We start from the raw sequence: 25,897 nt of genomic DNA, 5'->3' as shown, positions 1-25,897 counted from the left end.
GCCATAAGGAAGAGCAAATCGTCCCGCTGTTCCGCTTGGGGTTCCGACCCTTCTTCTTGTTCGGGGCTCTGTTTGCTGCCGTCGCCATGTTGCTCTGGCTGGGGCAGCTCAACGGTTGGCTAACCTTGCCAGGGATTGCCAACCCGATCTGGTGGCATGGTCATGAGATGCTGTTTGGTTTCGGGGCTGCCATCGTCGCGGGTTTTCTGCTCACCGCGGTGCAGAACTGGACCGCCCATCCCGGTGTTCGGAGCTGGCCATTGGCGCTGGTTGTGGGATTGTGGATGTTGCCAAGGACGTTGTTACCCTGGCTGGGTGAGGAGAATACGCTCCTGATGGTGGCAGACCTGCTCTGGTTGCCGCTTTGCGCCTGGTTCCTTGCCAAGCCAATCTTGATGACCCGGCAATGGCGCAACCTCTTCTTCGTGCCCCTGTTGCTGATACTGACCTTGCTCAATGGCGCCAGCTGGTTATGGCATGCAGAGTGGAACACCGTTGAGCATCTGCTGATCACCACTGTGCTGCTGTTTACCACCCTGATCGCCGTGATGGGTGGAAGGGTGATTCCGTTCTTCACCGCTCGGGCAACCGGTCAGGAGAAAGCCGTACCTCAGCTCTGGCTGGAACGGGCGGCGCTCGCGACACTGTGGCTTATCTTGCTCTGCTGGCTGCTGCTCCCCACCCAATGGGTCACCAACATATATATAGTGCCTCTTTATATAGTGGCGGCGAGTTTGCATCTGTGGCGACAACTGCGTTGGCATCTGCCATCGACCATTGCGCATCCACTGCTGTGGTCACTGCATCTCGCCTATCTGTTTATCCCACTTGGCCTGCTCGCTCTTGCGGCACATAGCGCAGGTCTGTCCATCACGCTGTCAATGGCCAGCCATCTGCTCAGCGCAGGCTGTATGGGCACCATGATCCTAGGCATGATTGCGCGAGTCTCCCTCGGTCATAGCGGTCGGGCCTTGCAGGTGGGGCGCAGGATCACTGGCGCATTCGCCCTGGTTATCGCCGCCGCCACAATGCGGGTGGTGATTCCGCTGTTCTGGCCTGCTTATACCCTGCATGGCTGGAACCTCAGCGCGCTTGCCTGGATCGCTGCCTATGGTCTGTTTGTCTGGGTCTATACCCCGATACTGATCCGCCCCAGAGCAGATGGTCGTCCAGGTTGATGACTGCGGAACATGTTCAGGGTGTTACCACCGGATAGTGGATCAAGTTGTGGAAAATAGCCGGGGCTATGCCGAGATTGCGATAACCGTGGGGACGGTCGGCAGCAAAACGCACCGCCTCCCCTTGCTCAAATGAGCGCCACTCCCCTTCTACCAGCACCTCCATCATGCCGCTGATGACGATGACATGCTCGGTCACTCCCGGCTCATGGGGCTCGGATTCACGCTGGTAACCCGGCAACAGGGTTAGCTCAAGCAACTCGAAACCAAACCGGTTTTCATAAGGGAAGAGCGGTGCCACTTGCATGCCCTCTCCCGCTGGCTGCTGGCGAATGGCATCGGCGGTGCGATAGAGCACCTCTGCCTGCGCAGCGGGTATGGGCTCAATGAAACTGGAAAAGGAGACTCGAAAACCGGTGGCGATCTTCCACAGCGTCGCCACTGTCGGGCTGGACTCTCCCCGCTCAATCTGCCCCAGCATCGCCTTGCTGACACCCGTTTCGCGCGCGGCGGCATCCAGGCTCCAGCCGCGCTCGCTGCGCAGCCCCTTCAGTCGAGCAGCCAGATGCTGACTCATCTCTTGCATAACTGCCTCTTTATTACTCTTGCACGATGCGCCTTGTACGCTATAGCGCACAGCGATATAGTCAAAGCTGTATTGTACGTAATAACGCACAGCGCGTCACAACGCCAAGAGGAAGAGTCATGCCCTTCGCCATCCCCCATCTGGTCGCAGGCTTTATCGCCGTGATGGTCGGCTACACCAGTTCCGTCATCCTGATCATCCAGGCCGCCACGGCAGCAGGTGCTGATACAGCTCAAGTCGCCTCTTGGCTCTGGACGCTGGGGATCGGCATGGGGGTGAGCTGCATCGGCCTCTCTCTCTATTACCGCATACCCATACTAACCGCTTGGTCTACCCCGGGCGCGGCACTGCTGATCACCACGCTGGGCAACTTCACTCTGGCGGAAGCGATCGGCGCCTTTGTGATCTCGTCCCTGCTGATCACGCTGTGTGGCATCAGCGGCTGGTTCGACCGTTTGATGAAACATATCCCGGCTCCACTGGCCGCCGCCATGCTGGCTGGCGTGCTGCTCAGATTCGGATTGGATCTGTTCAAGGTCGCCCCGCAAGATCCCTTGCTGCTTGGCACCCTGCTGCTGGCCTTCCTGCTGGGTCGTCATCTCTGGCCCCGCTATACCATGGTGCTAGTACTGGGAGTGGGGATGCTGATCTGCAGCGTGCGGGGGGATTTGCAACTGGGCACCCTTCACTGGCAACTCGCCACCCCGGTCTGGACATGGCCAGTCTTCTCCCTTGATGCCCTGTTTGGCATCGCGCTGCCGCTGTTCATTGTCACCATGACATCGCAAAACATGCCGGGGATCGCCATCTTGCGAGCCCATGGCTATCAACCTGCCACCTCCTCGCTGATCAGCTGGACCGGCCTGACCGGCCTGCTGCTCGCCCCTTTTGGCGGCTATGCCTTCAATCTGGCCGCCATCACTGCCGCCATCTGCATGGGCAAAGAGGTCGACCCGGATCTCAAACGCCGCTGGCCTGCTGCGGTCTGGGCAGGTTGCTTTTATCTTGTGACCGGCTGTTTTGGCGCGACCGTCGCCGCCCTGTTTAGCGCCTTTCCGGCAGCCCTTGTCACCTGTATCGCCGGATTGGCCCTGCTCGGCACCATCGGCAGTAGTCTGCACTCTGCCTTGCAACAGGATGAAGCTCGCGAAGCTGCGTTGCTGACCTTCATCATTACCGCGTCTGGGATCAGCCTGCTCGGCATCGCGGCAGCCTGCTGGGGTCTGCTGGTTGGCCTGACCATCTATTGGTTCCAATCATATCGATTAGGGAGTCGAATAAATCTTAGGCCATGAACCTAATTTTCCCCTAGTGGAGCCTGGGCACCACGCTTCCCGAACAGGGCGCCCAGGCCAGACCTTGCTCATCGGCCATAACGAAAAAGCCAATGAACAACTCATTGGCTTTTTGCTTTTATCGCGGTAACCACGGATCAGCCTTTAGGACGAACCCCTAGTGTGTGGCAGATGGCATAGGTCAGTTCGGAACGGTTCAGGGTATAGAAGTGGAAGTCCTTCACCCCCTCCTGACTCAGCACGCGCACTTGGTCGATAGCGATGCTCGCCCCCACCAGATTACGGGTCATCTGATCGTTATCCAGCCCCTCGAAACGCTGATGCATCCAGCGCGGGATCTTCACATTGGTGAAACCGGCAAACTTGGCCAGCGTCTGGTAGTTGGAGACCGGCAGGATCCCCGGCACGATTTCGGCATCGATGCCGATGGCGGCGCAGCGATCCCGAAAGCGTAGATAAGTCTCCACATCGAAGAAGAACTGGGTGATAGCACGGTTGGCACCGGCATCGATCTTGCGTTTGAGGCTGAGCAGGTCGGATTGCGCACTCTTGGCCTCTGGATGCCCCTCCGGATAGGCGGCAACCGAGATATCGAAATCGGCCTCTGACTTGAGCAGGGCAACCAGATCGGTGGCATACATATCCGGCTTGTCCAGCCCCTGCGGCAAATCACCGCGCAGCGCCACGATATGACGAATACCGCTGTTCCAATAGTCGCGGGCGATGGTGCGCAGCTCGTCGCGGCTGGCATCGATACAGGTCAGGTGCGGTGCCGCAATCAGGCCTGTCCGCTCCTTGATGTCCTTGATCACCTTGTGGGTGCGATCTCGGGTGCCGGAGTTGGCACCATAAGTGACGGAGACGAACTTGGGTTCCAGCACTTTCAGCCGTTCGATGGACTGCCAGAGAGTATTCTCCATCCCTTCACTATTGGGCGGAAAAAACTCGAAACTGACCGAAATATCGCCATTCAAATCTGCCAAGCTCTGGTTGAGCGCCTCAACCTGACGTGCACTGTGAAATCCCATCTGCTCTTCTCCCTGTCCTACAATCCATCGGCCTACGTCGAAACGGATGTTTGGACGTCTAAACGTCTTTATATTTATGAGTAAAACGATACAAAGTCAACAGGGATTTACCTCACATCCGATCTGACGAACTTCATATTTACAAAATTAACGGTACGTAACAGGAGCGTGCATCCCAAAATCGCCCTAGTCGAGTTATGATGGGGACAGATCGTCCTGGACGTTCTTAATCTGCGTGTGATTGTTTGGCCGGAGGTTTCTCCGGCCCCTTTTCATCTATTTCCCACTCCTGCCGATAACTGAATGCGTCTTTGCAGGAGCATCATCATGGATACCCACCCCGGCTTTGCCACCGACTTGCTGTTCGATCGCTATCAGGGCGAGGTCATTCGGCATGAGCAGTTCTGGGCGGTTCGCACACCGAATGCACCCGACTACTACTTCGGCAACTACCTGCTGCTCCCCACCCCACCCAGCGACCGTGACAAAGGCTGGCTGGAAGCCGCGTTTGATCAGCTGATCGGCCAGGATCCCAGAGTGCGCCACCGCACCTTTCAGTGGCCACTGGCGGCCGGGCAAAACAGCCGGATCGCCGGTTTTGTTGCAACCGGATATTTATACATGGAGTGCGTGGTGCTAGCGCTGGATGAGCAGAGCTGCCAGCCCCCTAACGGCGACATAGACAAGCTTCAGGCACGTCCCTTCACCATTGCTGATTGGCCTGAATGGCTCGGCTTCGAACTCCATGAGCGAGATGAGGGCCACTCGGAACAACGCTATCTCCGTTATCTGCAATCTCGCCAGGCGCTCTATCAGGCGATGATTGCTGATGGTCTCGGGGACTGGTGGGGGATCTGGCAAGAGGGGCAACTGGTCGCCAGTTGTGGTCTCTTCTTCTGCGGCCCGCTGGGTCGTTTCCAGTTGGTACGCACTCACCAGGCGTGGCGAAACCAGGGGTTATGCCGCCAGTTACTGAGTCAAGTGGCGCGCGCAGGATTGTGCCGCGCCAAACAGCTGATCATCGTCGCCGATGAGCACTACCATGCCCAGCGGATCTATCGCTCGCTGGGATTCGCCCCGGTTGCCCGCATCGGCAGCCTCTGTCGCTGGCCCCACGATGCACAATAAAGCGGTGCTGGCTGGCCGCGAGCCATCAATAAAAACGGGAGGCTGATGCCTCCCGTGTTTATTGATGCCGATGACCTATTGCTGCGGCGCTTCCAGCTCGTTGGAGAGCGCCTGCTCCATATCAGCCGCAGGAGCGGGGACTGGTACCGTCGTTGTTGATGCAGGTTCTGCGGGAGTCACCGCCGGTGCCATCACGGCAGGCGTTTCACTGGTCGCGGGTGCCGCGGACACCACAGCAGCCGGCGCTGAAACCGGGGCCGGGACAACCGCATCACACTGACAATCCGCGCTCTTGGCCTGATTGCCCTGATGAGGGGCATACCAGCCTTTCAAGCCAAATTCCAGTCGATCTGCGGCAGCCTTGGGCGCCATCTTGCCAAGCAGTACCGCCTGACTCACCTCGGCCAGTTCATCCCCCAGCTTGGGCGTACCACGGGAGAGGATCTGGGTCGCCACCCGAATGGTCGAGTCACACTGATCACGCCACTCCATCATCTCTTTGGCCGCCGGATTGGTGACATCGAAGAAGTGGTTGGAGAGGGAGAAAAATCCCGGCAACGAGTTGGTATAGAGCTCGGCAAATTGCGGCGTGGTCAGCCATTGCAGGAAAACCATCGCCTCCGCTTTGTTCTTGCTGGCCGGGTTCATCCCCATACCGATATCGGTATGGTCGGTAAAGAAGCAGCCATCCCCCTGTTTGGCCACCGGCGGACGCATAACGCCAAAATCGACCTTGCCGGTGAAGGGTGCAATTTCCCAGGAGCCCGCCACATAGAAAGCCGCCTTGCCCGAGGTGAACAGCTCGTTGCTGGTCGCATAATCGCGGCTCTCGGCCCCCTCGCCAAGGTAGGAACGCCAGCGGGCCAGCTCGTCGAACACCTTCACATATTGCGGGTTGTCCAACCGCTCCTGCCCACCGATCAGCGCCAGACGACCGTCTTCTCCCTTCCAGTAGTTGGGGCCAATATTCTGGAACCCCAGCTCGGAGGCGACCCAACTCTCGGAGCCGCTCATGGCCAGCGGCACATAGCGACCATCGGCCTTGATCTTGTCCAGCACGGCGAAGAACTGATCGCGGGTTTGCGGCAATGTCAGCCCCAACTCACTGAAGATCTTCTTGTTATAGAAGAAGCCATGGACCACCGAGGCCATCGGCACGCAGAAGGTCTGGGCTCCGGAATCCGTCTGCCAGGGTGACTGGGCAAAACTCGGGAAGTTCTCCATCCCCGCCATTTCGGTCAGCTCGGCCAGATGGCCCGCCTTGAACAGGGCGAGTGAGTCATCAAACGGGCGGCAGGTGATCAGATCCCCCGCCTTGCCCCCTTTCAGGCTCTCCCACAGGGTCGGCATGTAGTCGACGTTTTGTACCCCGTTGAATTTCACCTGAATGCCCGGGTGGGAGGCCTCGAAAGCAGGAATGATCTTCTGCTCCCACAATGCCTTGTCATCAATCCGCCAGCTCTCGATCACCAGCTCGCTAGCCATCAGCTGGCTACACAACAGGAGACTCAGGGCTCCAATCCACTTGTTAGACATAAGCCCTCCTAGACCTTGAAATGTGCGATCAATTGCTGCTGTTTGGCGACCAGGTCGGCCAGCACTTCGCTGCTGCTGGCGGATCCGCGCGCCTCCCGTTCGGTCTCGTAGGCCACCTCGGCGATACCTGATATATGGCGGGCGACCCCCTGACTGACCGAGATCTGCTCCTGGGCAGCGTGCGCCACCTGATCGGCCATCGACTTGATGGCCCCCATCCGATCGGCAATGGATTGCAGCGCCACATCCATCTCGCGAGTCTGCTCGACACAACTTTGAGTCTGCTCCTGGCTGCGACCCATCACTTCAACCACATGTTTGCTGGCGCTCTGCAGGTTCTCAATCATCCCCTGGATCTCTTCGGTCGAGGTTTGGGTGCGATTGGCCAGCGCCCGCACCTCATCGGCAACCACCGCGAAACCGCGACCGGCATCGCCAGCACGGGCCGCTTCGATGGCGGCGTTCAAGGCCAGCAGGTTGGTCTGCTCGGCAATGCTGCGGATCACATCGAGGATGCTGCCGATGTTATTGCTGAACTCCCCCAGCTTGTAGGTAATGCCGACCGCCTCTTCCATGGCGCCAGCCAACTGCTCGGTGATCCGGCGAGTGGTGGCCACTTTCTGGCGACCACTGCGCGCCTCTTCATCGGCCAGATCCACTTCCCGCTTGGTGCCATCGGTCGAGCGGGCCACCTCGGTGGCGCTCACTTCCAGCTCGGTAATAGCGGCGGCCACCTGATCGGTCTGGCTCTTCTGCTCCTGCACCCGGGACATGGCCCGCTCGCTGATCTCGGCGGTGCGGCTAGCTTCATCCACCAGATGGCGGGAACCCGCATTGATCTGGGAGAGCAGCTCGCCGGTCTTGCCTGCCAGCGTATCGATGGAGCGGGAGAGAGTGCCAAACTCGCAGCTGCTGCGGTAGTTGATGCGGCGGGTCATGTCACCGGCCGCCATGTAATCGAGCTCCTTGTTGATCATCTGCAACGGGCGCTGAATGCTGCGCGCCGTGGTATAGCCGATCACCAGCGCAGCACTAGCAGAAATTGCGGCAACCACCAGGATCCAGAAGCCGGCACTGCTGACCGCCGCATCGGCGTTAATCCGGCTATCGCTGGCGATGGCACCGGCCGACTTGCCCATCTCATCGAGCAAGTTCAGGCTATTTATCAAGCTGGCATCCAGCTGTTGATTTTGCGTGGCCAGCGACAGCGCCAGTTGCTGGGCCTGACGCATGGTCGCCAGCAAGCCTTGAGTGCCGAGCGCCAACTCCTGCATCCGATCCAGATTGGAAACAAAACGCGCTTTCACATCATCCGGCACCAGCACACGATCCAGACGCTTGCGCGCCATCTCGATATCCTTGCTCAGCACCTTTTCCAGCTCGTTCAGGTCAGTTTTGGCATCGGCACGGCGGATATTCTTCAGATCGCGGGCGATTCCTGAGGTAATGAGTTCCGCCTTGTTGCGCATGGAGCGCTTGCTGGCGGTCTGTTGCAGCAGCAGATCCGCCGCCCACTGGTAGGTATCCTCAAGGCGGATAAATTCCATCTCCAGCTTGTGGCGCTGATCCCGTGCGCTGACCCACTGCCGATGCTGGGCCAACACCTGATCCGCCAAGCCATAAAATTGGGTGGTAGCACTCTCGACCTGTTGGAAACGGGTGCGGGCATCCGCTACGTCGGTAAATTTCCCCATCTCCTGACTCAGCTGGGCAAAGCGGTTCTGCTGCTCCTTGAACTGATTGGCCAGCTGCGGCAACTGGGCGGCATCTTCGCTGGTACGGTAGACCAGCACCCAGCGGTTACTATCCTGCAGTGCCCCCTTGAGACCTGCGACAGCCACCACCAGCGGGGTTGCCCGGTCAGATACGGCAGAAAGGCCGTCGTTTATACCCTTGATTTTAAAGGTACTGATCACACCAAGCAGGATCAGCAACAGCAGCATCAACACGAATCCGGCGATGATCCGCTGTACGATAGATAAGCCCATGGAGACATCCTCACTCATTGGGGGGAAGGTAAAGTGTACGTAGTCACTATCGGCAGGGGTGGCGAATAACTGAAATAGAGCAGCAGGTATTTAATTTATTTGTATCGGGCAGGATCACAGTCCGGTCAACGTCAGCCATACGAACAAAGCCCGGCACAAGCCGGGCTGAAAGAGACGTACTTTGCTATCTTCCGCGATCCTTTCAGAACCGCAGTCAGAATCAAATCATTAGAAGCGGTAGCCCGCACCAATCATAAAGACCATAGGATCAATCTTGGCGTTGATGGTTCCCACAGATTGAGTATGAACATCAGTATCGATATCCATGATCCAGGCAGAACCGTTTACAAACCAGCGGTCGGTAATCGCCATATCGATACCCACTTGTCCGGCAACACCCCAAGAGCTATCCAGACTGATATCGTCATTTGCCAGTGGGCCACTACCCTTCTCGTCAAAGAAAGTGGTGTAGTTCACACCAATACCGACATACGGACGCACCTTGCTCTGGGCATCGCCAAAATAGTATTGAGCCATCAGAGTCGGCGGCAGGTGCTTGACCTTGGCAACTTCGGTATCACCCAATTTCACAGAGTGAGAGAACGGTGTTGCAGCCAATAACTCCACACCAAAGTTATCAGTCGCCATATAGGTCAGTGTTAAGCCAAGCTGCATATTGTCATTGATGGTTAGATCAATCGGGGAGGTACTCTCTTGTGGGGAGACAAAAGCAGCACCACCACGAACCAGAATATCACCAGCCTGATGGGCCATGACAAAAGGAGAGGTCACTGCAGCGGCAATCATCAGAGGAAGTAATTTTTTCATCACGTAATCCCTTTTTTGTTTTCATTTGATGCTGTAAGCCCGCTGACTATATGTCCATGTAAACACAAGGTTATTGATTTGAAGCAAAGGTTACACAGAAATAAATTGATTGCTGTGACACCTTTGCGTGCCATCCCAATTTTACCGAACCCCCAGATAACAAGCCGCGGTGTTCATCCTAGGAGGAGGAAACCACCCGATCTCATTGCCAAAAGAGGCAAACAAACCACACCTTACAACCCGGCGGAATGGCGATTTACTGTTGTTAATGTGGGCAAACAAGCGTATTTTTGCGCCACACAAGTTATTGAGAGGTAATGGTTTATTTATGAAGAATGAGTCGAGATGGCAAAAGGTGGGGGCCTTTCTCGCGGCCGTGTGGGGAATCGGATCCTTTCTCTTTATCCTGCTCGGTTTTATTGTCGCCCTGGCTTATCTGGTATTGGTTCGGCAGGGTTAATCCGGGTTGGCAGAGTGCAGCAGGGTGACATTCCCCCCTTCGGCAAGCTGTTCCGGAGTCTGGCCCATTCCCTGCGCAGAGAGAGTGCCGACGTAGCCACACCACCGATTGCGCCCGCTGACTTTGGCCTGATACAGCGCCATATCCGCCAATTTGAAGCTGTGACTCCAGAATGAAGCCGGGCACTCCGGGTGTAACGGATAGCGGCAGAACCCCAGCGACCCCGTCAACCAGAGTGGCGCATCCTCTTGGCCAAAGCGGTGCTGAGCGACGCGCTGGCGCAGATATTCGACCCGCTGCGCTAGCTCTTGTTCGTCATCCACCTGCAGCAACAACAAGAACTCCTCCCCGCCCAGCCGGATGATTGGCTCGCGCTCTCCTGTCACTACCTTGCGCAGCAGATCCGCCAGCTGTTTCAACACCAGATCCCCGATGTCATGGCCAAGGCGATCGTTGATCCGCTTGAAATAATCCAGATCCAGCAGCAATAACAGACAAGGCTGGGCCCAGTTGGCCTGCAACCAGCTATCCAGGTAGCGACGATTGAAGCAACGGGTCAAGGGATCGGTGAGCGCCGCCATCTCCATCTGGCTGGATTTTTCCAGCAAATCATCGTGTTGCTGACTGACCTTGGTGGCCATCTCCCTGAACTTGCTGCTCAGGGTCGCCATCTCGGCGCTGCTGTCGATATGGGGGATCAAGGTGGCATCAGGCCGATCGCCAAAGCGCTGCAGTGCCGACACCAGTTGCTGCAACGGGGTAAGCACAATGCCGTTGAGCCGGTACATGGCGATCGTGACACAGATAAAACTGATGAACAGCATGCCGATGAAGGTCCAGAGCGCCCCCTCCATGACGCCACTCAAGATCTTTCTCTCCTCCTCAATCACCAGGGTCAACACCGGCTGGTTATCGCTGTTGAGCAGTCGCACCTCTCCCCTGAGCCGGGTGAACCCGAGATCGATCAGGCGATAGGTTATTTGCGGTTTCAGCGGTTTGAACGAGACAGTGACATCCAGATTGGCGTGGGAGATCGCCAGTGGCAGCGCGGTACGCTCCGATACCTGCTCGAGATAGGCCTTGTCGAGCCAGCGTGCGATCAGCAAGAAACCGTTGAACGGGGCCGACTCGTCACTGTTTCTGATCGGTTGCCACGAGTACATCAGCGGCCCCCACTGGGACGCGCGGATCCCGTGCAGATTGATGCCTCCTTGTGCCACCGAGCGCTCTCTTAACTGCTTTTTCAGTTCATCAAGGAAGTAGGGAAACTGATCAGGGTTAACCCCCGGCGCATCGGGCAGCAGGGTGCGCGTCCATATTTCGTAGCCACTGAGATCAATGAAGCTCATCAGGTTGAGACTGAAGTCCCGCATCGGCATGTCATTAAACAGGTTAGATTCGATGTATGCCCTGCTTTTGGTGCCCATAAAGCGGTGACTGTCATCCCAGATGCCCCAATCCCGGCTGAATGCATCCAGAGCCGTCACATCCGCCTGCACCACCTTGCTCACGCGCAGCAGATGCTCCTTCATTCGCTGCTCTTCAATCCGGCTGGCGGCCGGGATCTGGGCCCACGCTAGCAGAACCAGCAATAGCAGGATCGCCCCCAGCCAGATGGGGAACATGGAGTAAGCCAACTGATGATCAATCGTGCGCGGAGCCTGAGCCATAACCCGATATATCCATTACCATGACGCTGAGATGCCAAGCCTGCCCACATCTGACGAGCTTCCTCCTATGCTCCCGATTTTTATAACAAAAAGGGGCCGAAGGCCCCTCGATTATAACGACTTATCGCGACAATAGCGGCCACAAAAAGCGTGCTGTATGAGACTCTTTATTGGCGCAAATCTCCTCCGGCGTCCCCGTCACCAAAATGCGGCCACCACCGGCGCCCCCCTCCGGCCCCAGATCGACGATCCAGTCGGCGGTTTTGATGACGTCCAGATTGTGCTCGATGATGACGATGGTATTGCCGCGATCCCGCAGCTGGTGCAGCACCTTGAGCAATTGCTGGATATCGTGGAAGTGCAGCCCGGTGGTCGGCTCATCCAGAATGTAGAGAGTCTGGCCGGTATCCCGCTTGGAGAGCTCGCGCGCCAGCTTGACTCGCTGCGCCTCACCGCCCGACAGGGTGGTGGCCGACTGGCCGAGGCGGATATAGGAGAGGCCCACATCCATCAGGGTCTGCAGCTTGCGCGCTACCGCCGGCACAGGATCGAAGAAGGCGCGGGCATCTTCCACCGTCATCTCGAGGATTTCATGGATGTTCTTGCCCTTGTACTTCACCTCCAGAGTCTCGCGGTTGTAGCGCTTGCCCTTGCAGACATCGCACGGCACGTAGACATCCGGCAGGAAGTGCATCTCCACCTTGATGACCCCATCTCCCTGACATGCCTCGCAGCGCCCCCCCTTCACGTTGAAGGAGAAGCGGCCCGGCTGGTAGCCGCGCGAACGCGCCTCCTGGGTGCCGGAGAGCAGCTCGCGGATCGGGGTGAACAGACCGGTGTAGGTGGCCGGGTTGGAGCGCGGGGTGCGGCCGATGGGGCTCTGGTCGATATCCACCACCTTGTCCAGGTGCTCCAGCCCCTCGACGCTGCGATAAGGCGCCGGCGTGGATTCGGTGGCCTTGTTAAGCTCGCGATGAGCGATGCGGAACAGGGTGTCGTTGATCAGGGTCGACTTGCCGGAGCCGGAGACGCCGGTGACGCAGGTCATCACCCCGATGGGCAGATCCAGGTTGACGTTGCGCAGGTTGTTGCCGCTCGCCCCCTTGAGTTTCAGCCACTTGCCGGTGAGCGGGGTGCGCTCGGCCGGAATGGCGATCTGCTTGCGGCCAGAGAGGTAGTCACCGGTCAGCGAATCCGGGTTGTCGATAATCTGCTGGGGGGTGCCCTGCGCAACAATTTCGCCGCCATGCACACCCGCCCCCGGGCCGATATCCAGCACATGGTCGGCGAGACGAATGGCGTCCTCGTCGTGCTCCACCACGATCACCGTGTTACCGAGATCGCGCAGGTGGATGAGGGTCGTGAGCAGCCGCTCGTTGTCGCGCTGATGCAGGCCGATGGAAGGTTCATCCAGCACGTACATGACCCCCACCAGACCGGCACCGATCTGGCTGGCCAGTCGAATGCGCTGTGCTTCGCCACCGGAGAGGGTCTCGGCGCTGCGCGACAGGCTCAGATAGTTGAGGCCGACGTTTACCAGGAAGCCGAGCCGCTCGACGATCTCTTTGAGGATCTTCTCGGCAATCTGGGCGCGCTGGCCGGTGAGATTCAACCCTTCGAAGAAGGCCAGCGCATCGCCGATGGACTGCTCGGCGATGGCCGGCAGGTTGCGGTTGTCGACGAACACGTGGCGCGCCTCCTCCCGCAGTCGACTGCCACCACAGCTGGTACAGGATTTGTTGGCGATGTACTTGGAGAGCTCTTCGCGCACCGAGTTGGACTCGGTTTCCCGGTAGCGCCGCTCCATGTTGTGCAGGATCCCCTCAAACGGGTGCTTGCGCACCACTACATCGCCGCGATCGTTCATATAACGGAACTCGATCTCGGTGCGACCGGAACCGCGCAGGATCACCTCCTGGGTCTTGACCGGCAGATCTTCCCACGGCGTATCCAGATCGAACTTGTAGTGCTCGGAGAGGGATTTCAGCATCTGGAAATAGTAGAAGCTGCGCTTGTCCCAGCCGCGGATGGCGCCGTTGGCCAGGCTGATGGCAGGATCGCCGATCACCTTGACCGGGTCGAAATATTGCTGCACCCCGAGGCCGTCACAAGTCGGGCAGGCACCGGCCGGGTTGTTGAAGGAGAAGATGCGCGGCTCCAGCTCCGACATGGAGTAGCCGCACTCCGGGCAGGCGAAGTTGGCGGAGAAGGTCATGGGGGCAACCCCCTCCTCTCCATCCATCGGCACGACCTGCACGATGCCACCAGAGAGGGTCAGCGCCGTTTCGAACGACTCGGCCAGACGCAGGGCCAGGTCGTCACGCACCTTGAAGCGGTCCACCACCACCTCGATGGTGTGCTTCTTGTGCAGCTCCAGCGCGGGCGGATCTGAGAGATCGCACACCTCGCCGTCGATGCGGGCACGGATGTAGCCCTGCGCCGCCAGATTCTCCAGCAACTTGGCATGCTCCCCCTTGCGATCACGCACCACCGGGGCCAGCAACATCAGCTTGCTCCCCTCGGGCTGGGCCAGCACCTGATCCACCATCTGGCTGATGGTCTGGGCGGCGAGCGGAATGGCGTGGGTCGGGCAGCGCGGCTCACCGACCCGGGCGAACAGCAGACGCAGGTAGTCGTAGATTTCGGTGATGGTGCCGACGGTCGAGCGCGGGTTGTGGGAGGTGGACTTCTGTTCGATGGAGATGGCTGGCGAGAGCCCCTCGATGTGGTCGACGTCCGGCTTCTCCATCAGGGAGAGGAACTGGCGGGCATAGGCGGAGAGGGACTCCACGTAGCGACGCTGCCCCTCGGCATAGAGAGTATCGAACGCCAGAGAGGATTTGCCCGAACCGGAGAGGCCGGTGACCACGATCAGCTTGTCGCGGGGCAGGGTCAGATTGATGTTCTTGAGGTTGTGGGTGCGAGCACCCCGGACCACGATCTTTTCCATCTTGTTGCACGCTCGATACAGAAACCTGAGCGGGTCAGTATGGCATAGAGACTACTGGATGAATAGACAGTCATGAGATGAAATGCGCATCACCCAGCGCACACCATCTGCTCTTTTTTCTCCACCCGCAGCCGCTCGTTTTGCCATATCCGGGCGGTGACCTCGACCCGATAGGAGCAGGGCAAACCTACAGAGTGGCAGGGGAATTCAAGAGGTGCGCCAGCAGCGCCCGCAACCCCTTGACCACGGCGGGCTTGCCCGCCAGCTGAAATCTCGCTGCCAGTCTTCCCCAATCGGCATATTGCCAGATGGTGGCAATCAGCAGATAACGCTCATCCGGGGTGAGCTCGGCCAAACGAGCCAGATTGCCCGCCAGCCACAGTTGCAAACTGGCTTGGCTCAGTTCAAACGGCTTGTGATGCAAAGCAAAGCACTCAACCTCATCGCGCTCGAACTCGCCAAGCTCCGGCGCGGTGACGGTACTGCCTTGCAGGCATTGCCATACCAACTCGGGATCCAATGTATTCAACTCGCCCGCCAGCAGGGTCGGCAGCTGGCGTACGAAACGCTGCTGCCACAGAACCAGTTCGGGCTCATGCTCGGGTTTCAGCGCCTTGAGCAACAGGGCGGCGTGGCAGCCGCTGGCGGCATCCCGCTGCAAACCGATGCGCAGCACCGTCAGCCCGGCCTTGCGCCAGAAGGGGAGCAGGTCGGCGCTGGCCGAAAAGGCGGAACCAAGATAGTCGATGTCAATCTGGCGATAGTGATCTTCCAGCAGGGAGAGCAGCAGCGAACCCAGCCCATGGCGATGCAGCTCGGGATGGATAGCGATGCGCATCACCCGGGCGTAACTGCGCCCCCCCGCCGTCTTGAAACCGGCGTGGGCCAGCAGCGACTGGGGCAGCAGATGGCCGCGCGGGCGGCGGCGGCCGGCCCAGATCGCTTCGGCCAGTTCGGGTTCTATCTCCCCTTCCCGCGCCACCAAGGCCACCCCCAGCAGCCTCTCATCTTGCTCCAGCAGATGGATATCGAGATCCGGGCTCTCCAGCAGGGATCTGAGATCGCTCGGCGTGGTCTGGTAGTGGGCCAGCACCAGCAGGCCGAACAGCTGGTTGAGCTGCACCTCGTCGCTCGCCAGCGCCTTTTGGCTGACCAGACGCCAGCTCGGGTTGGTCGGCGACATAGGCGCCGCCACTTCGGCATCAAGCCCCAGCAGGCGGAATATCAGCGGCTCCAGCGGATCGCGCTCACTCCAGCGAATGGGCTCAGAGAGGTGGATCTCCTGCCACTCCGGAGTCTGACTATCCAGCACCCGTTTGAAGCGCAGGTGAAAACCGCGACCCGTCCCCTCGTAACCGTGCTCGGTGGTGGCAAACACGATACGGCTGTGGCGGGCCAGCATGGTCTCGAGCAGCGGGGTCGGGATGGCGGCCGCTTCATCCACCAGCAGCAGATCTGGATTGAGCGCCTCATGCACCAGCCGATCCGGCGAGCAGTAGATCAGCCCGGCCAGCTGCTCCGGCGTAGTATCTAGCCCGCGAGCGGCGTGGGCAAACAGGGTCGCCACCGTCGCCTGAGAGGGGGCCGTCACCACTATGTTCAGCCCTGGCTGCTGGCGCAGCAGCTCGGCGGCGGCCAGCCCCAGCAGCGCACTCTTACCGCGACCGCGGTCGGCGCTCAACACCAACGGGCGGCGGCGATGGCCGTGCAGCACCTTGTGGATGGCGGGCAGTGCCCGTGCCTGGTCGCAGCTCAATGGCCGCTCGGGCCCAAGCGGTTGCCACGGCTGCGAGCAAACAGGCGGCTCCAGAGATAGGGCTGGATCACCTTCCAGCAACCGCACCAGCCGGGCGATAAAGCCGTGACCGGCTCGACTCGTCTCCTCCGGCTGCGCCACCAGCCGGATCCGGTCGGGATCCGGCCATGTAGGCCACTCTACTCTGGGCGGCGTTAGCAACAACAGCAAGCCACCCGCGCGCAGAGTGCCTGCCAGCGCCCCGAAAGCGTCGGGATGAAAGCCGCTGAAGGCGTTGAACACCAGCGTGTCGCACTCCTGACCGAGCCGCTGCAGCGCCTTGGCGGCAGGCTGCGGGGCATAACACTCGGGCCCGGCGCCAAGCCAGAAGATGCGCTCGCCGAGCAGGGATTGCGCGCGGACAATGCACTCGGCCTCCTCCCCTTCCAGCCAGATCAGGCGCCGCTCACCGGCGCGGGCCAACGCCTCGCGCAGGCTGTTGAGTTCTGACGGAGTCATGAAGCCTGGCTGTCAGCCGGTTTGCGGGGCTCGAACATGCGCTCCCCCATCTGATCGATAAAGGTGTGGGCCTTCTGCACCATGAAGCGCTCGGCATCGGCCGGATTGGCAAACAGATCGGAGCGAATGAAACGGTGGGTTTGCATCACGCCGTCCAGCTCCTTGGTGATGCGGCCCGCCAGTCGGTACTGGCCACCTTCGGCCATCGGCTCCGGATAGATGAGATAGCCGGCATATTCGGTGGGAGTGACTTCCGGTGCCTTGGCTGGCTCGCCCCCGAACAGGGCACTGAACAGTTTCTTGAGCATGGTGATCTCCTCTGGTTGCCAGCATTGTCCCCAAGGGGTTGCACAGTGGCAAGCAGGGGATCTTATTACCAATGGTTATTTGCATTACGAAACATTCTCATTTAGATTTCACTCCATTCTACAAGAGGTGATCATCATGTACGTCTGTTTGTGCCGCGGCATCACAGATACCCAGATCCGCAAAGCGGTGCAGTCAGGTAAAAGCGAATTCCGCCAGCTCAAGCAGTCGCTCGAGGTGGGCGCCCAGTGTGGCAAATGCGTGCGCATGACCATGGAGATCATCGCAGCCGAGCTCGACAAGATGGAGCAGGATCAACCCGTGCTCTACTACGAAGTGGCCTGATCCGGACACCTCTTTTCTGATGCGACCCGCCAACCGGGTCACCCCTTCTCTCAGGCGAGCTGGCTCGCCAGACCTCCTGTTGTCACTTTTCTGGACTAAGCTCTAACGATCGAAGCCTCAGGCACGAACCAAGGAGCACTGTCGATGAAAGGAGATCCCAAGATCATTGCCCACCTCAACAAGGTGCTGGCCAATGAGCTGATTGCCATCAACCAATACTTCCTGCACGCCCGCATCTACGATGACTGGGGCCTCAAGGCGCTCGGACACAAGGAGTATCACGAGTCTATCGACGAGATGAAACACGCCGATGAGCTGGTCAAGCGGGTGCTGTTTCTCGAAGGGCTGCCCAACTTGCAGGATCTGGGCAAGCTGCGCATCGGCGAGACCGTTGAAGAGATGCTGCGCTGCGACCTGTCGCTGGAGATGGATGCCATCCCCGACCTCAAGGTAGCGATCGCCTACGCCGAGTCGGTGCAAGACTACATCAGCCGCGACCTGTTTCAGGAGATCCTGGAGGATGAAGAAGAGCATGTGGACTGGCTGGAGACCCAGCTCGATCTTATCGATCGCATCGGGCTGGAAAACTATCAGCAGTCGCAACTGCACCACGGCTCCTGAGCCAGCAGGCCAGCAAGCAGAGAGACCCGCCAGCGCGGGTCTCTTCATTTTGGCCGCCATATTTGAGTCGCCATGCCTCGAAAACTTTTCGACAGGATCACAGTTAATACGCCCGACACAGCATCTGTCATGGCTTTCGATTAGGATACGACTCTCTGCCAATAACAATGCTACGGACGATTTCCATGGAACAGATTGCACGCGAGATGGCGCCCCACAAACGGGTGGCACTGGTGGCTCACGACAACATGAAGACCCCTCTGCTGAACTGGGTGATGCGCCGCAAGGAGGAGCTCAAGCTGCACCACCTCTATGCAACCGGCACCACCGGCACCATGCTCGGCAAGAAGGCACAACTGCCCATCACCTGCCTCTTCTCCGGCCCCATGGGTGGCGACCAGCAGCTCGGCGCCCTGATCGCCGAAGGGAAGATCGATGTGCTGATCTTCTTCTGGGATCCCCTCAATGCGGTGCCGCACGATCCGGATGTGAAGGCGCTGCTGCGCCTTGCGGCGGTCTGGAACATCCCGGTCGCCACCAACGAAGCGACCGCCGACTTCATCATGGACAGCCCCCATATGCGGCAAGCGTTCAGCGTACAGATCCCGGATTACGCCGGTTATCTCAAGGCGCGCACCGAGTGATCGGCTAACCCGTCATGCAAGAGGGCCGCAACATGCGGCCCTCTTTATTGGGGAAGTGAATCACCCGGCAAAAACCATCGTCACCTGCTTATAGCGCCCGGGCGAGAATGCGCGCCACCAGATCCGGGTCGATATCCTGCTGCTCACCGAGCGCGGTGCGCCCCACCCGCTTGAGGTTGGAGCAGACCGCCGCAATGCAGCTTTCGCTGAGGCCATAGTCGGCCAGCCGGGTGCCCAATCCCATCTTCTGGAAGAACTGCTCGGTACGGATGATCGCCTCTTCGATGCACAGGGCCTTGTCTTCGCGCGGCGAATGCCACACTCGCTCGGCAAACTGGGCCAGCTTGTCCTGCTTCTGGCTCGCCCGCTCACGGAGCAATGAGGGAAGCACCACCGCCAGACTCTGGCCGTGATCGAGCCCGTAGAGCGCCGTCAGCTGATGGCCAATGGCGTGGGAGGCCCAATCCTGCGGCACCCCGCAACCGATAAGACCGTTGAGCGCCAGACTGGCGGCCCACATCAGATTGGCCCTTACCTGATAGTTGGTCGGCTCTGCCAGCGCCCTGGGGCCGTTCTCCACCAGCACCTGCAACAGGCCTTCCGCCAGTCGATCCTGCACATCGCCCCCCACCGGGAAGGTGAGGTACTGCTCGGTGATATGGATGAAGGCATCCACCACCCCGTTGCCGGTCTGGCGGGCAGGCAGGCTGTAGGTGGTCGCCGGATCGAGCACCGCAAATTGCGGCTGTACCAGCGGACTTCTGAAGGCGATCTTCACATCCCCGCGGCTCACCACCGCGGTGGGATTGTTCTCGGATCCGGTGGCGGGCAGGGTCAGCACACAGCCCATCGGCAGCGCCTTGTGCACGCTCGCCTGTTTGCCGCAGATATCCCAGGGGTCGCTCCCCTCATAACAGGCCGCCGCCACAACAAACTTGGTGCCATCCACCACAGAGCCGCCACCAACCGCCAGCAAAAAGTCGATGCGCTCGCGCTTCACCAGCGCCACCGCCTCCATCAACAGTTCGTATCTGGGATTGGCGCCGATGCCGGAGAACTCCTGCCACGTCACCCCTTCCAGCGCCCGGGTCAGTTGCTCATAGACGCCGTTCTGCTTGATGCTGCCGCCGCCATAGAGCACCAGCAGGCGGCTGCCGGGCGGGATCAGCTCCGGCAGGCTGGCGATCTGCCCCTCACCAAAACAGATGCGGGTAGGGTTGGCATATTGAAAGTTGTACACGGCGGAATCCTCGACTTGAACAGAGCGGGGACATTGTGCGCCTGTGAGGAGGTGAGGTCAAAAGAGGTGGCAGAAGCTTGCCCATCGGCGGTCGACACTGGCCCATCGGTGCCGACCGGGTAGATATCAGAACAACGGCATGATCAGGCGGTTTTGGCCTCATCTGTGGATGAGCTCTTCTTGCCGGTCAGGCGATCCATCGCCTCTTTCAGCATCGTCTCTCGCTGCTCGTTGAGCGGCTTGCTCTGCTCCGCCCGCTCTTCCGGCGTCAGCTGCTTGTTGTCGGCGATGGTCTTGAGTTTGTCCTCTATCTCGTTGAACTTCTTGCGATCAAACCCGAGCGCCTTGTCCACCAGCTGCTGCACCACGCCCCCCTTGTCGGAGCTCATATCCAGCGCCGGCGGCAGCTTGTTGTTCTTGGCCAGATGTTCGTAGGTGAGCACCTGCTGGGCCTGACCGGTCATGCGCTGGGTGGAGAGGCTGACCATCTCCTCCCAGCCACCACCCTGACCGCCACTTCCGGCACTGTTGAGGGTGGCGAGGGCACGGTTGTTGGATGCGCTCTGGGCAAGCTGCTGGCTGTAGGGTTTGATATCCATGGGGACTCCAATTCGGTGCGCATCTGTGGCAATGGGCACGGGCTGATCCGGTCACATGGGGCGTCAGGCCCCACCATTATCAATTAAACCAGCAAGTTACAGGCCAATTTGTCAGATAGTGCGAGATCCAGAGATATGGCGGATCTCACCACGTCCCTCACGCAAGTTGGCGTCAGAATCATGACTCATCTGCTGCCGATTCCCGCTGTTTTGGCACATTTCGCCGTCTGCTCGTCACGGCGCCAGAGAAAAGTCAGGAACAGCAGTACGATCACAAAACAAACAACCACTCAGGAATACAATTTTGGCGCACATCACAACCAGCCAGCCGTGTCATGGATGATCTGTTCGAAAAACCAATAACAGGCAGACCAATCTGTCGTGCTCACTCCGCTGCCAGTTCGGAGTTGCAGCCTCCCCACACCTCATCCCCTCGTCTGACTCTCACTCACCGCAACCCTTCGGGTACACCTATGAAAAAACACACCTTGAGTCTGCTCTCCGCCACCCTGCTCACCCTGCTTGGCAGCAGTGCCGATGCCTGTACCGGCCTTATCGTCGGCAAGGGGGCCAGTGCCGATGGCAGCGTGATGATCGCCAGAAACGAGGATTTTGGCGTCAACAACTGGAACAAATACCTCGCCTTCCACCCGGCACAACAGAACGAGGGCAAAGTCTGGAAACTGGGCAACGGGCTGGAAGTGCCGATGCCCAAGGCCTTCTTCGCCTACTCCGCCATTCGTGACTGGGATGCCACAGCCAGCGACCCGGACGGCAAGTATTACGAGGAGCGCGGCATCAACGAGTTCAACGTCGCCATTTCAGCCACCACCAGTGCCGAGGTCAACGACAAGGCCCAGAAAGCCGATCCGCTGATCGAGAAGGGAGTGATTGAAGCCATCATCCCCACCCTGATCCTGCCGCAGGCCAAAACGGCCAAAGAGGGGGTTGAGCTGCTCGGCCGCTATGTGGAGCAATATGGCGCCGGTGAGGGCAACAGCCTCTATCTGGCGGATGTGAACGAGGCCTGGTTGATGGAGATCGGCTCCGGCCACCACTGGATCGCGGTGCGGGTGCCGGACGACAGCTACGCCATGGTGGCCAACGGTTTGCGCATCCACGGCGTCGCTCTCGACAGCGCCGATGTGCTGCACTCGCCCAAACTGCTGGAGTTTGTACGCGAACACAAACTGCTGGATAACGCCGACCCGAAAGAGTTCAACTTCGCCAAGGCGTTCGGGGTCATCGCTGACCCGTATAACGTGGATCGGGAGTGGCTCGGCCAGAAAATGCTGACCGCCTCTCACCAGCAACCGACCAGACAGGCACAATATCCGCTCTTTATGAAGCCGGATGCCCCCATCGCAGTGCCGGACGTGACCAGGCTGCTAAGCGCCACCTATGACGGCACGTCGCTGGCGGGCAAGGCGGAGCGGCCGATCCGGGTCGATCGCCAGCTCGAATCCCACGTTATCCAGCTGCGCAAGGAGATGCCCAAAGAGCTGCAGGGGCTCATCTGGCAAAGCTACGGCGTGCTGGCCGAATCGGTGATGGTGCCGCTCTACAACACGCTGGACTCCTATCCCCTGCCCTATCGCAGCGGTAGCGACAGCTACTCCGATGATTCCGCCTACTGGCAGTTCCGCAGCCTGACCGCACTGGCCAACACCAACCCGGACAAATACCTGCCGCTGCTGCGAAACGTCTGGAGCAAGGAGAGCACCAAGCTTTACAAGGAGGTCGCGCTGCTCGATAAGAGCCTCAAGCAGGCCTACGCCAACGACAAGGCCACCACCATCGGGCTGGCCGCCGACTACTCCTACGGCCAGCTGGAGCAGACCTATCAGATGGCCAAAGATCTGCGCTACAAGCTGATGACCGACCTGACCAAGAGCAGTGAGAAGAAGTATTCGGAGGAGGAGTTCAAGAAGATCATGAGTCTGTAATCGGCTCGCCAACGCAAAGAGGCTCCCAAGGGAGCCTCTTTTGTTTCCATCACCTGCCGCGATCAGCGGCGGCTGATATTGAACGGGCCGAAGGTCTGCGCCACCGGCATGATCTCTATGCTGTTGATGTTGACGTGGGCGGGCTGCTGGCTCACCCAGAGCACGGTATTGGCGATGTCTTCCGGCTGGATCGCCTCCACCCCCTGATAGACGGAGGCCGCCTTGGCGTCGTCACCGTGGAAGCGCACGTTGGAAAACTCGGTGCCGCCGCACAGACCCGGCTCCACGTTGGTGACGCGGATGGCGGTACCCGCCAGATCGGCACGCAGGTTGAGGCTGAACTGCTTCACAAACGCCTTGGTGGCGCCGTAGACGTTGCCGCCCGGATAGGGGTAAGTGCCGGCGATGGAGCCGATGTTGATGACATGGCCGCGATTGCGCGCCACCATGCCCGGCAGCAACAGGCGGGTGAGCAGGGTCAGACCGCTGATGTTGGTGGCGATCATCTGCTCCCAGTCCTCAAGGTCTGCCTTGTGGGCCGGCTCCAGCCCCAGCGCCAGACCGGCGTTGTTGACCAGCAGATCCACTTCGCTCCAGGCGGCTGGCAGACCGGCAATGGCGGCACGGGTGGCCGCCTTGTCCTGCACGTCGAACGCCAGCGGCAGGAACTGCTCGCCCAGCTCGTCAGCCAGCGCGGCCAGCCGCTCGGCGCGGCGACCGGTACCGATCACCCGATAGCCCGCCTGCACCAGCTGGCGGCTGATGGCTTCACCAAAACCGGACGAGGCGCCCGTTACCATTGCTATCATCTGAACCTCCATATCTACACCGATATTGTTATTTATCTGTTTGAATCTATTCAGATTCATTCATCACTCAATTCACGTCCGGTCGCCTTGCGCCAGACAAATACCACCAGATGGAGCAGCAACAGGCCCGAGCCGCCCAGCGCAAACAGCAGGCCGGTGAGGGCGTTGACCGAGGTATCGGCACCGCACCACCACCAGACCAGCCAGCCGATCAGGCCGATGGCAAAGGTCTGGCCGGCGCAGACCGGGCAGCGCCCCAGCTTGGCCCTGATGGCGGTGGCAAGACAGTTGTCGCAGCTCATGCTGCTCCTCGATGTTGCTCGTTCAACACTGTCGGTTGGCCTGCGCAGAGGGCTTGCGCGCCTGAGTGCGAGCCACTCTGCGCCGCTCACGCTCCTCGTCGCTCACCAGCGGCAGCACCAGCCGGTGGGCGTGCTGGTCGCGGCCATAGTAGTCCGCCAACCGCTGCTGGGGACGAAAACCCAATCCCTGATAGAGTGCCTGCGCCTCTTCGTTGGCATCCCCCACTTCGAGACGCATCGCCCCCCAGCCAGCGGCCTTGCCCTCGCGGATCACCTGCTCCAGCAGACGGCGGGCCCAGCCCAGACGGCGCACCGTCCAACGAATGGCCAGCGCCTGAATGACCAGCCGATCCCAGCCTCTGTGTTCCAGCAGGCAGAGATAGCCCATCAGCTGATGTTTCTCATCCAGCAGCAACAGGGTCCGCCCCTTGGCGTGGGCCAGCAGATAGTGCCAGCGGCTGCGACCAAAGGCGACTTCAGGGGGAAAACAGTAGCGTTCAAGATTAACGATGGCGCCCAGATCATCGGTTCGGGCCGCACGTACGGTCAACACGGGGAGTCCTTGTTCGGTTATTTATCTTCAGCACCCAAAATGCGACTTGTATCACAAGTTACCAAGGCGTCATATTAGGCACTGTAACCTCTTGTTTCCCCTCGCGCCATTGTCGTGCTTGTCGGTGCATCGAAGCCCACTGGGGATCCTGCCTGTTCAGGCAGTCTGATCTGTGGAGCCGAAAATATGAGTACCTATGTCATCGTCGAAGAGCTGGGCGACTGGCCTTGCCATGCCGATTATCTGCTGACCGCCCGCACCTATCTGCAACATGGGGTGCCGACCACCGGCGGCCGACCCCGCATCATCAACCTCTGCCGCAATCTGGAGCACCTGAGCGCAGGCTACTACTGCTCGCTGCTGGCCCAGGCCCGCGGCCACCACTGCCTGCCGGGTTTGCAGGCCATCAGCCGACTGCAACCGCAGCAGCCACCGGCCAAGCTGTGGCGCAAGGCGCAAGGATGGCTGGCCCAGCAGAGCGAGGACAGGATTCGGGTGCGCGCCATCTTCGGCCAGTGTGAACAGAGCGAGCTGGCGGGGCTGGCCCGCTACTACTATGGCCTGAGCCAACTGCCGCTGCAGGAGCTGACCCTCAAGCGCGGCCGCCACGGCTGGTCGGTGCGCCAGCAGCAGAGCCTGTCGCCACTGGAGCTGAGCCAGAGCGAGAAAGAGTTGATGCTGCACCACGCTCAGGCACTGGTGGGGACCGGTGACGAGGCGCAGGCGGCGCCGCTCTACCAGCTTGCCATTCTAGTCGATCCCGATGATGGCCGTGCCAGCAGTGATGGGCTGGCGCTGGAGCGCTTTATCCGGGCTGCAGCCGCCCAGGGCATCCGGGCCGAGATCCTGCCACCGTCGGCCATCGAGCGGCTGCCGGAGTTCGACACCCTCTGGCTGCGGGCCGAAACCGCGGTCGGCCACTACACCTTCGAATTTGCCCGCCGCGCCGAGCAACTGAAGATGCCGGTGATCGACAGCTCCCGCGCCATCTTGGCCTGCAGCAACAAACTCTATCTCTACGAGCTGATGGTGCGCAGCGGCGTGCCCATGCCGCCCACCATGGTGGTGACCCGCCGCGGCCGCCACCACGTCGACGAGCTGGTGCAGCGGCTCGGCCTGCCGCTGATGGTGAAGGTACCCGACGGGGCGCAGGGGCGCGATCTTGCCATGGCCAGCGACGAACAACAGTTGGCCCACCTGCTGGACGAGGGGCTGGGCCGCTCCGCCCTGCTGCTGGTGCAGAGCCGGATCCCCGCCGAGTTCGACTGGCGCATCGGCTTTCTCGACGGCTCGCCGCTGTTTGCCTGTCGCCGCTATCGGCCCGAACCCGGCAACCGCATTCGCCGCCGCAAACACCCCCTCGACATGAGCCGCATCGAGGCGGTGCCGCTTAACGAGGTGCCGGAGCGGGCACTGCAGACCGCCCGCCGCGCCGTCCATCAGCTCGGCAATGGCCTGTTCGGGGTCGATTTGCGCCAGCAGGGACGCGACTGCGTGCTGCTGGAGATCGTCGACAACCCCTGGATCCGCGGCGATATCGAAGACAAGGAGGCGCAGGATCTCTACGAGCGACTGGCCCGCGCCTTCCGCCAGCGGCTGGAAAACCGGGGCCAGACCACCGCATAATCCCG

General features: G+C 60.0%; 22 protein-coding genes (1 of these 22 cut by a window edge). 8 read left to right on the top strand and 14 right to left on the bottom strand.

Translation table 11 applies throughout. The features are described 5' to 3' along the window. Positions 1-1,178 carry the 3' portion of an NnrS family protein gene (locus NMD14_01630; protein ID XEI33213.1) on the top strand. Its footprint begins 19 nt before the window's first position, so only the last 1,178 of its 1,197 coding nucleotides appear in the window; the start codon falls outside the window, past its left edge; it ends in the stop codon at positions 1,176-1,178. A gap of 16 nt (positions 1,179-1,194) precedes the next feature. On the opposite strand, the gene NMD14_01625 is transcribed toward NMD14_01630, so the two are convergent. Beyond that, the gene (locus tag NMD14_01625; protein XEI33212.1) at positions 1,195-1,764 is read right to left on the bottom strand and encodes an XRE family transcriptional regulator; all 570 of its coding nucleotides are present in this window, start codon (positions 1,762-1,764) and stop codon (positions 1,195-1,197) included. 119 nt (positions 1,765-1,883) lie between these two features. Between NMD14_01625 and NMD14_01620 the strand changes: the two genes are divergently transcribed. Next, positions 1,884-3,059, top strand: coding sequence for a benzoate/H(+) symporter BenE family transporter (locus tag NMD14_01620; GenBank protein ID XEI33211.1), 1,176 nt, complete (start codon positions 1,884-1,886; stop codon positions 3,057-3,059). 137 nt (positions 3,060-3,196) lie between these two features. Here NMD14_01620 and metF read toward each other — a convergent pair whose 3' ends face one another. Further along, positions 3,197-4,087, bottom strand: coding sequence for a methylenetetrahydrofolate reductase (metF, locus tag NMD14_01615; protein ID XEI33210.1), 891 nt, complete (start codon positions 4,085-4,087; stop codon positions 3,197-3,199). A gap of 327 nt (positions 4,088-4,414) precedes the next feature. Here metF and NMD14_01610 point away from each other — a divergent pair, with 327 nt between their 5' ends. Further along, positions 4,415-5,215 carry a GNAT family N-acetyltransferase gene (locus NMD14_01610; protein ID XEI33209.1) on the top strand — a complete coding sequence of 267 codons (801 nt, stop codon included), beginning with the start codon at positions 4,415-4,417 and terminating at the stop codon, positions 5,213-5,215. A 75-nt stretch (positions 5,216-5,290) separates the two neighbouring features. On the opposite strand, the gene NMD14_01605 is transcribed toward NMD14_01610, so the two are convergent. The 7 genes from NMD14_01605 to NMD14_01575 all read right to left on the bottom strand — a co-directional run bounded on the left by NMD14_01605 (position 5,291) and on the right by NMD14_01575 (position 17,209). Then, positions 5,291-6,751 (bottom strand): ABC transporter substrate-binding protein, encoded by a 1,461-nt coding sequence (locus tag NMD14_01605; GenBank protein ID XEI33208.1) that lies wholly within the window; start codon positions 6,749-6,751, stop codon positions 5,291-5,293. An 8-nt stretch (positions 6,752-6,759) separates the two neighbouring features. Continuing rightward, entirely contained in the window at positions 6,760-8,739 is a 1,980-nt protein-coding gene (locus NMD14_01600; GenBank protein XEI33207.1) for a methyl-accepting chemotaxis protein, read from the bottom strand. A gap of 228 nt (positions 8,740-8,967) precedes the next feature. After that, positions 8,968-9,567, bottom strand: a complete 600-nt coding sequence (locus NMD14_01595; protein ID XEI33206.1) for an outer membrane beta-barrel protein — start codon at positions 9,565-9,567, stop codon at positions 8,968-8,970. A gap of 456 nt (positions 9,568-10,023) precedes the next feature. After that, positions 10,024-11,697: a diguanylate cyclase gene (locus NMD14_01590; protein XEI33205.1), complete on the bottom strand. Its 1,674-nt coding sequence runs from the start codon at positions 11,695-11,697 to the stop codon at positions 10,024-10,026. 121 nt (positions 11,698-11,818) lie between these two features. Then, a complete protein-coding gene (gene uvrA, locus NMD14_01585; GenBank protein ID XEI33204.1) occupies positions 11,819-14,647 on the bottom strand; it encodes an excinuclease ABC subunit UvrA in 2,829 nt (942 codons plus the stop codon). 187 nt (positions 14,648-14,834) lie between these two features. After that, a complete protein-coding gene (locus NMD14_01580; GenBank protein XEI33203.1) occupies positions 14,835-16,901 on the bottom strand; it encodes a GNAT family N-acetyltransferase in 2,067 nt (688 codons plus the stop codon). Further along, positions 16,898-17,209 (bottom strand): HlyU family transcriptional regulator, encoded by a 312-nt coding sequence (locus tag NMD14_01575; GenBank protein ID XEI33202.1) that lies wholly within the window; start codon positions 17,207-17,209, stop codon positions 16,898-16,900. Before NMD14_01575 ends, NMD14_01580 begins: the two co-directional genes overlap by 4 nt. Positions 17,210-17,345: 136 nt before the next feature. Here NMD14_01575 and NMD14_01570 point away from each other — a divergent pair, with 136 nt between their 5' ends. The 3 genes from NMD14_01570 to NMD14_01560 all read left to right on the top strand — a co-directional run bounded on the left by NMD14_01570 (position 17,346) and on the right by NMD14_01560 (position 18,817). Continuing rightward, positions 17,346-17,552, top strand: a complete 207-nt coding sequence (locus NMD14_01570) for a bacterioferritin-associated ferredoxin (protein ID XEI33201.1) — start codon at positions 17,346-17,348, stop codon at positions 17,550-17,552. A 144-nt stretch (positions 17,553-17,696) separates the two neighbouring features. Next, the gene (gene bfr, locus NMD14_01565; GenBank protein ID XEI33200.1) at positions 17,697-18,173 is read left to right on the top strand and encodes a bacterioferritin; all 477 of its coding nucleotides are present in this window, start codon (positions 17,697-17,699) and stop codon (positions 18,171-18,173) included. Positions 18,174-18,358: 185 nt separating this feature from the next. Further along, on the top strand, positions 18,359-18,817 hold the full coding sequence (locus NMD14_01560) for a methylglyoxal synthase (protein ID XEI33199.1): 459 nt from the start codon (positions 18,359-18,361) through the stop codon (positions 18,815-18,817). Positions 18,818-18,905: 88 nt separating this feature from the next. Here NMD14_01560 and NMD14_01555 read toward each other — a convergent pair whose 3' ends face one another. Both NMD14_01555 and NMD14_01550 read right to left on the bottom strand, forming a co-directional pair. After that, entirely contained in the window at positions 18,906-20,057 is a 1,152-nt protein-coding gene (locus tag NMD14_01555) for an iron-containing alcohol dehydrogenase (protein ID XEI33198.1), read from the bottom strand. Between the two features lie 143 nt (positions 20,058-20,200). Continuing rightward, the gene (locus tag NMD14_01550; GenBank protein ID XEI33197.1) at positions 20,201-20,656 is read right to left on the bottom strand and encodes a hypothetical protein; all 456 of its coding nucleotides are present in this window, start codon (positions 20,654-20,656) and stop codon (positions 20,201-20,203) included. Between the two features lie 473 nt (positions 20,657-21,129). Between NMD14_01550 and NMD14_01545 the strand changes: the two genes are divergently transcribed. Continuing rightward, the gene (locus tag NMD14_01545; protein XEI33196.1) at positions 21,130-22,602 is read left to right on the top strand and encodes a C69 family dipeptidase; all 1,473 of its coding nucleotides are present in this window, start codon (positions 21,130-21,132) and stop codon (positions 22,600-22,602) included. 62 nt (positions 22,603-22,664) lie between these two features. Here the strand turns inward: NMD14_01545 and NMD14_01540 are convergent, their stop codons facing one another. From NMD14_01540 to NMD14_01530, 3 genes are read right to left on the bottom strand one after another with little or no spacing between them, the layout of a single operon-like run. After that, a complete protein-coding gene (locus NMD14_01540; GenBank protein ID XEI33195.1) occupies positions 22,665-23,411 on the bottom strand; it encodes an SDR family oxidoreductase in 747 nt (248 codons plus the stop codon). 56 nt (positions 23,412-23,467) lie between these two features. After that, entirely contained in the window at positions 23,468-23,713 is a 246-nt protein-coding gene (locus NMD14_01535) for a DUF3624 domain-containing protein (protein XEI33194.1), read from the bottom strand. Positions 23,714-23,735: 22 nt separating this feature from the next. Further along, positions 23,736-24,266 carry a GNAT family N-acetyltransferase gene (locus NMD14_01530; protein ID XEI33193.1) on the bottom strand — a complete coding sequence of 177 codons (531 nt, stop codon included), beginning with the start codon at positions 24,264-24,266 and terminating at the stop codon, positions 23,736-23,738. Between the two features lie 186 nt (positions 24,267-24,452). Here NMD14_01530 and NMD14_01525 point away from each other — a divergent pair, with 186 nt between their 5' ends. Next, on the top strand, positions 24,453-25,892 hold the full coding sequence (locus NMD14_01525; protein ID XEI33192.1) for a RimK family protein: 1,440 nt from the start codon (positions 24,453-24,455) through the stop codon (positions 25,890-25,892). Positions 25,893-25,897: the final 5 nt, after the last annotated feature.

Origin of the sequence: Aeromonas veronii (genome assembly GCA_041319085.1) — a bacterium.
Taxonomy (GTDB): Bacteria; Pseudomonadota; Gammaproteobacteria; order Enterobacterales; family Aeromonadaceae; genus Aeromonas; species Aeromonas veronii_F.
This window is presented reverse-complemented; position numbering and strand designations above follow the sequence as displayed.

What these genes read in the sequence shown, in the direction of transcription:
- NMD14_01625 (XEI33212.1), bottom strand. Translation starts at nt 1,764, where the DNA reads ATGCAAGAGATGAGTCAGCATCTGGCTGCTCGACTGAAGGGGCTGCGC.
- NMD14_01620 (XEI33211.1), top strand. Translation starts at nt 1,884, where the DNA reads ATGCCCTTCGCCATCCCCCATCTGGTCGCAGGCTTTATCGCCGTGATG.
- metF (XEI33210.1), bottom strand. Translation starts at nt 4,087, where the DNA reads ATGGGATTTCACAGTGCACGTCAGGTTGAGGCGCTCAACCAGAGCTTG.
- NMD14_01610 (XEI33209.1), top strand. Translation starts at nt 4,415, where the DNA reads ATGGATACCCACCCCGGCTTTGCCACCGACTTGCTGTTCGATCGCTAT.
- NMD14_01605 (XEI33208.1), bottom strand. Translation starts at nt 6,751, where the DNA reads ATGTCTAACAAGTGGATTGGAGCCCTGAGTCTCCTGTTGTGTAGCCAG.
- NMD14_01600 (XEI33207.1), bottom strand. Translation starts at nt 8,739, where the DNA reads ATGGGCTTATCTATCGTACAGCGGATCATCGCCGGATTCGTGTTGATG.
- NMD14_01595 (XEI33206.1), bottom strand. Translation starts at nt 9,567, where the DNA reads ATGAAAAAATTACTTCCTCTGATGATTGCCGCTGCAGTGACCTCTCCT.
- NMD14_01590 (XEI33205.1), bottom strand. Translation starts at nt 11,697, where the DNA reads ATGGCTCAGGCTCCGCGCACGATTGATCATCAGTTGGCTTACTCCATG.
- uvrA (XEI33204.1), bottom strand. Translation starts at nt 14,647, where the DNA reads ATGGAAAAGATCGTGGTCCGGGGTGCTCGCACCCACAACCTCAAGAAC.
- NMD14_01580 (XEI33203.1), bottom strand. Translation starts at nt 16,901, where the DNA reads ATGACTCCGTCAGAACTCAACAGCCTGCGCGAGGCGTTGGCCCGCGCC.
- NMD14_01575 (XEI33202.1), bottom strand. Translation starts at nt 17,209, where the DNA reads ATGCTCAAGAAACTGTTCAGTGCCCTGTTCGGGGGCGAGCCAGCCAAG.
- NMD14_01570 (XEI33201.1), top strand. Translation starts at nt 17,346, where the DNA reads ATGTACGTCTGTTTGTGCCGCGGCATCACAGATACCCAGATCCGCAAA.
- bfr (XEI33200.1), top strand. Translation starts at nt 17,697, where the DNA reads ATGAAAGGAGATCCCAAGATCATTGCCCACCTCAACAAGGTGCTGGCC.
- NMD14_01560 (XEI33199.1), top strand. Translation starts at nt 18,359, where the DNA reads ATGGAACAGATTGCACGCGAGATGGCGCCCCACAAACGGGTGGCACTG.
- NMD14_01550 (XEI33197.1), bottom strand. Translation starts at nt 20,656, where the DNA reads ATGGATATCAAACCCTACAGCCAGCAGCTTGCCCAGAGCGCATCCAAC.
- NMD14_01545 (XEI33196.1), top strand. Translation starts at nt 21,130, where the DNA reads ATGAAAAAACACACCTTGAGTCTGCTCTCCGCCACCCTGCTCACCCTG.
- NMD14_01540 (XEI33195.1), bottom strand. Translation starts at nt 23,411, where the DNA reads ATGATAGCAATGGTAACGGGCGCCTCGTCCGGTTTTGGTGAAGCCATC.
- NMD14_01535 (XEI33194.1), bottom strand. Translation starts at nt 23,713, where the DNA reads ATGAGCTGCGACAACTGTCTTGCCACCGCCATCAGGGCCAAGCTGGGG.
- NMD14_01525 (XEI33192.1), top strand. Translation starts at nt 24,453, where the DNA reads ATGAGTACCTATGTCATCGTCGAAGAGCTGGGCGACTGGCCTTGCCAT.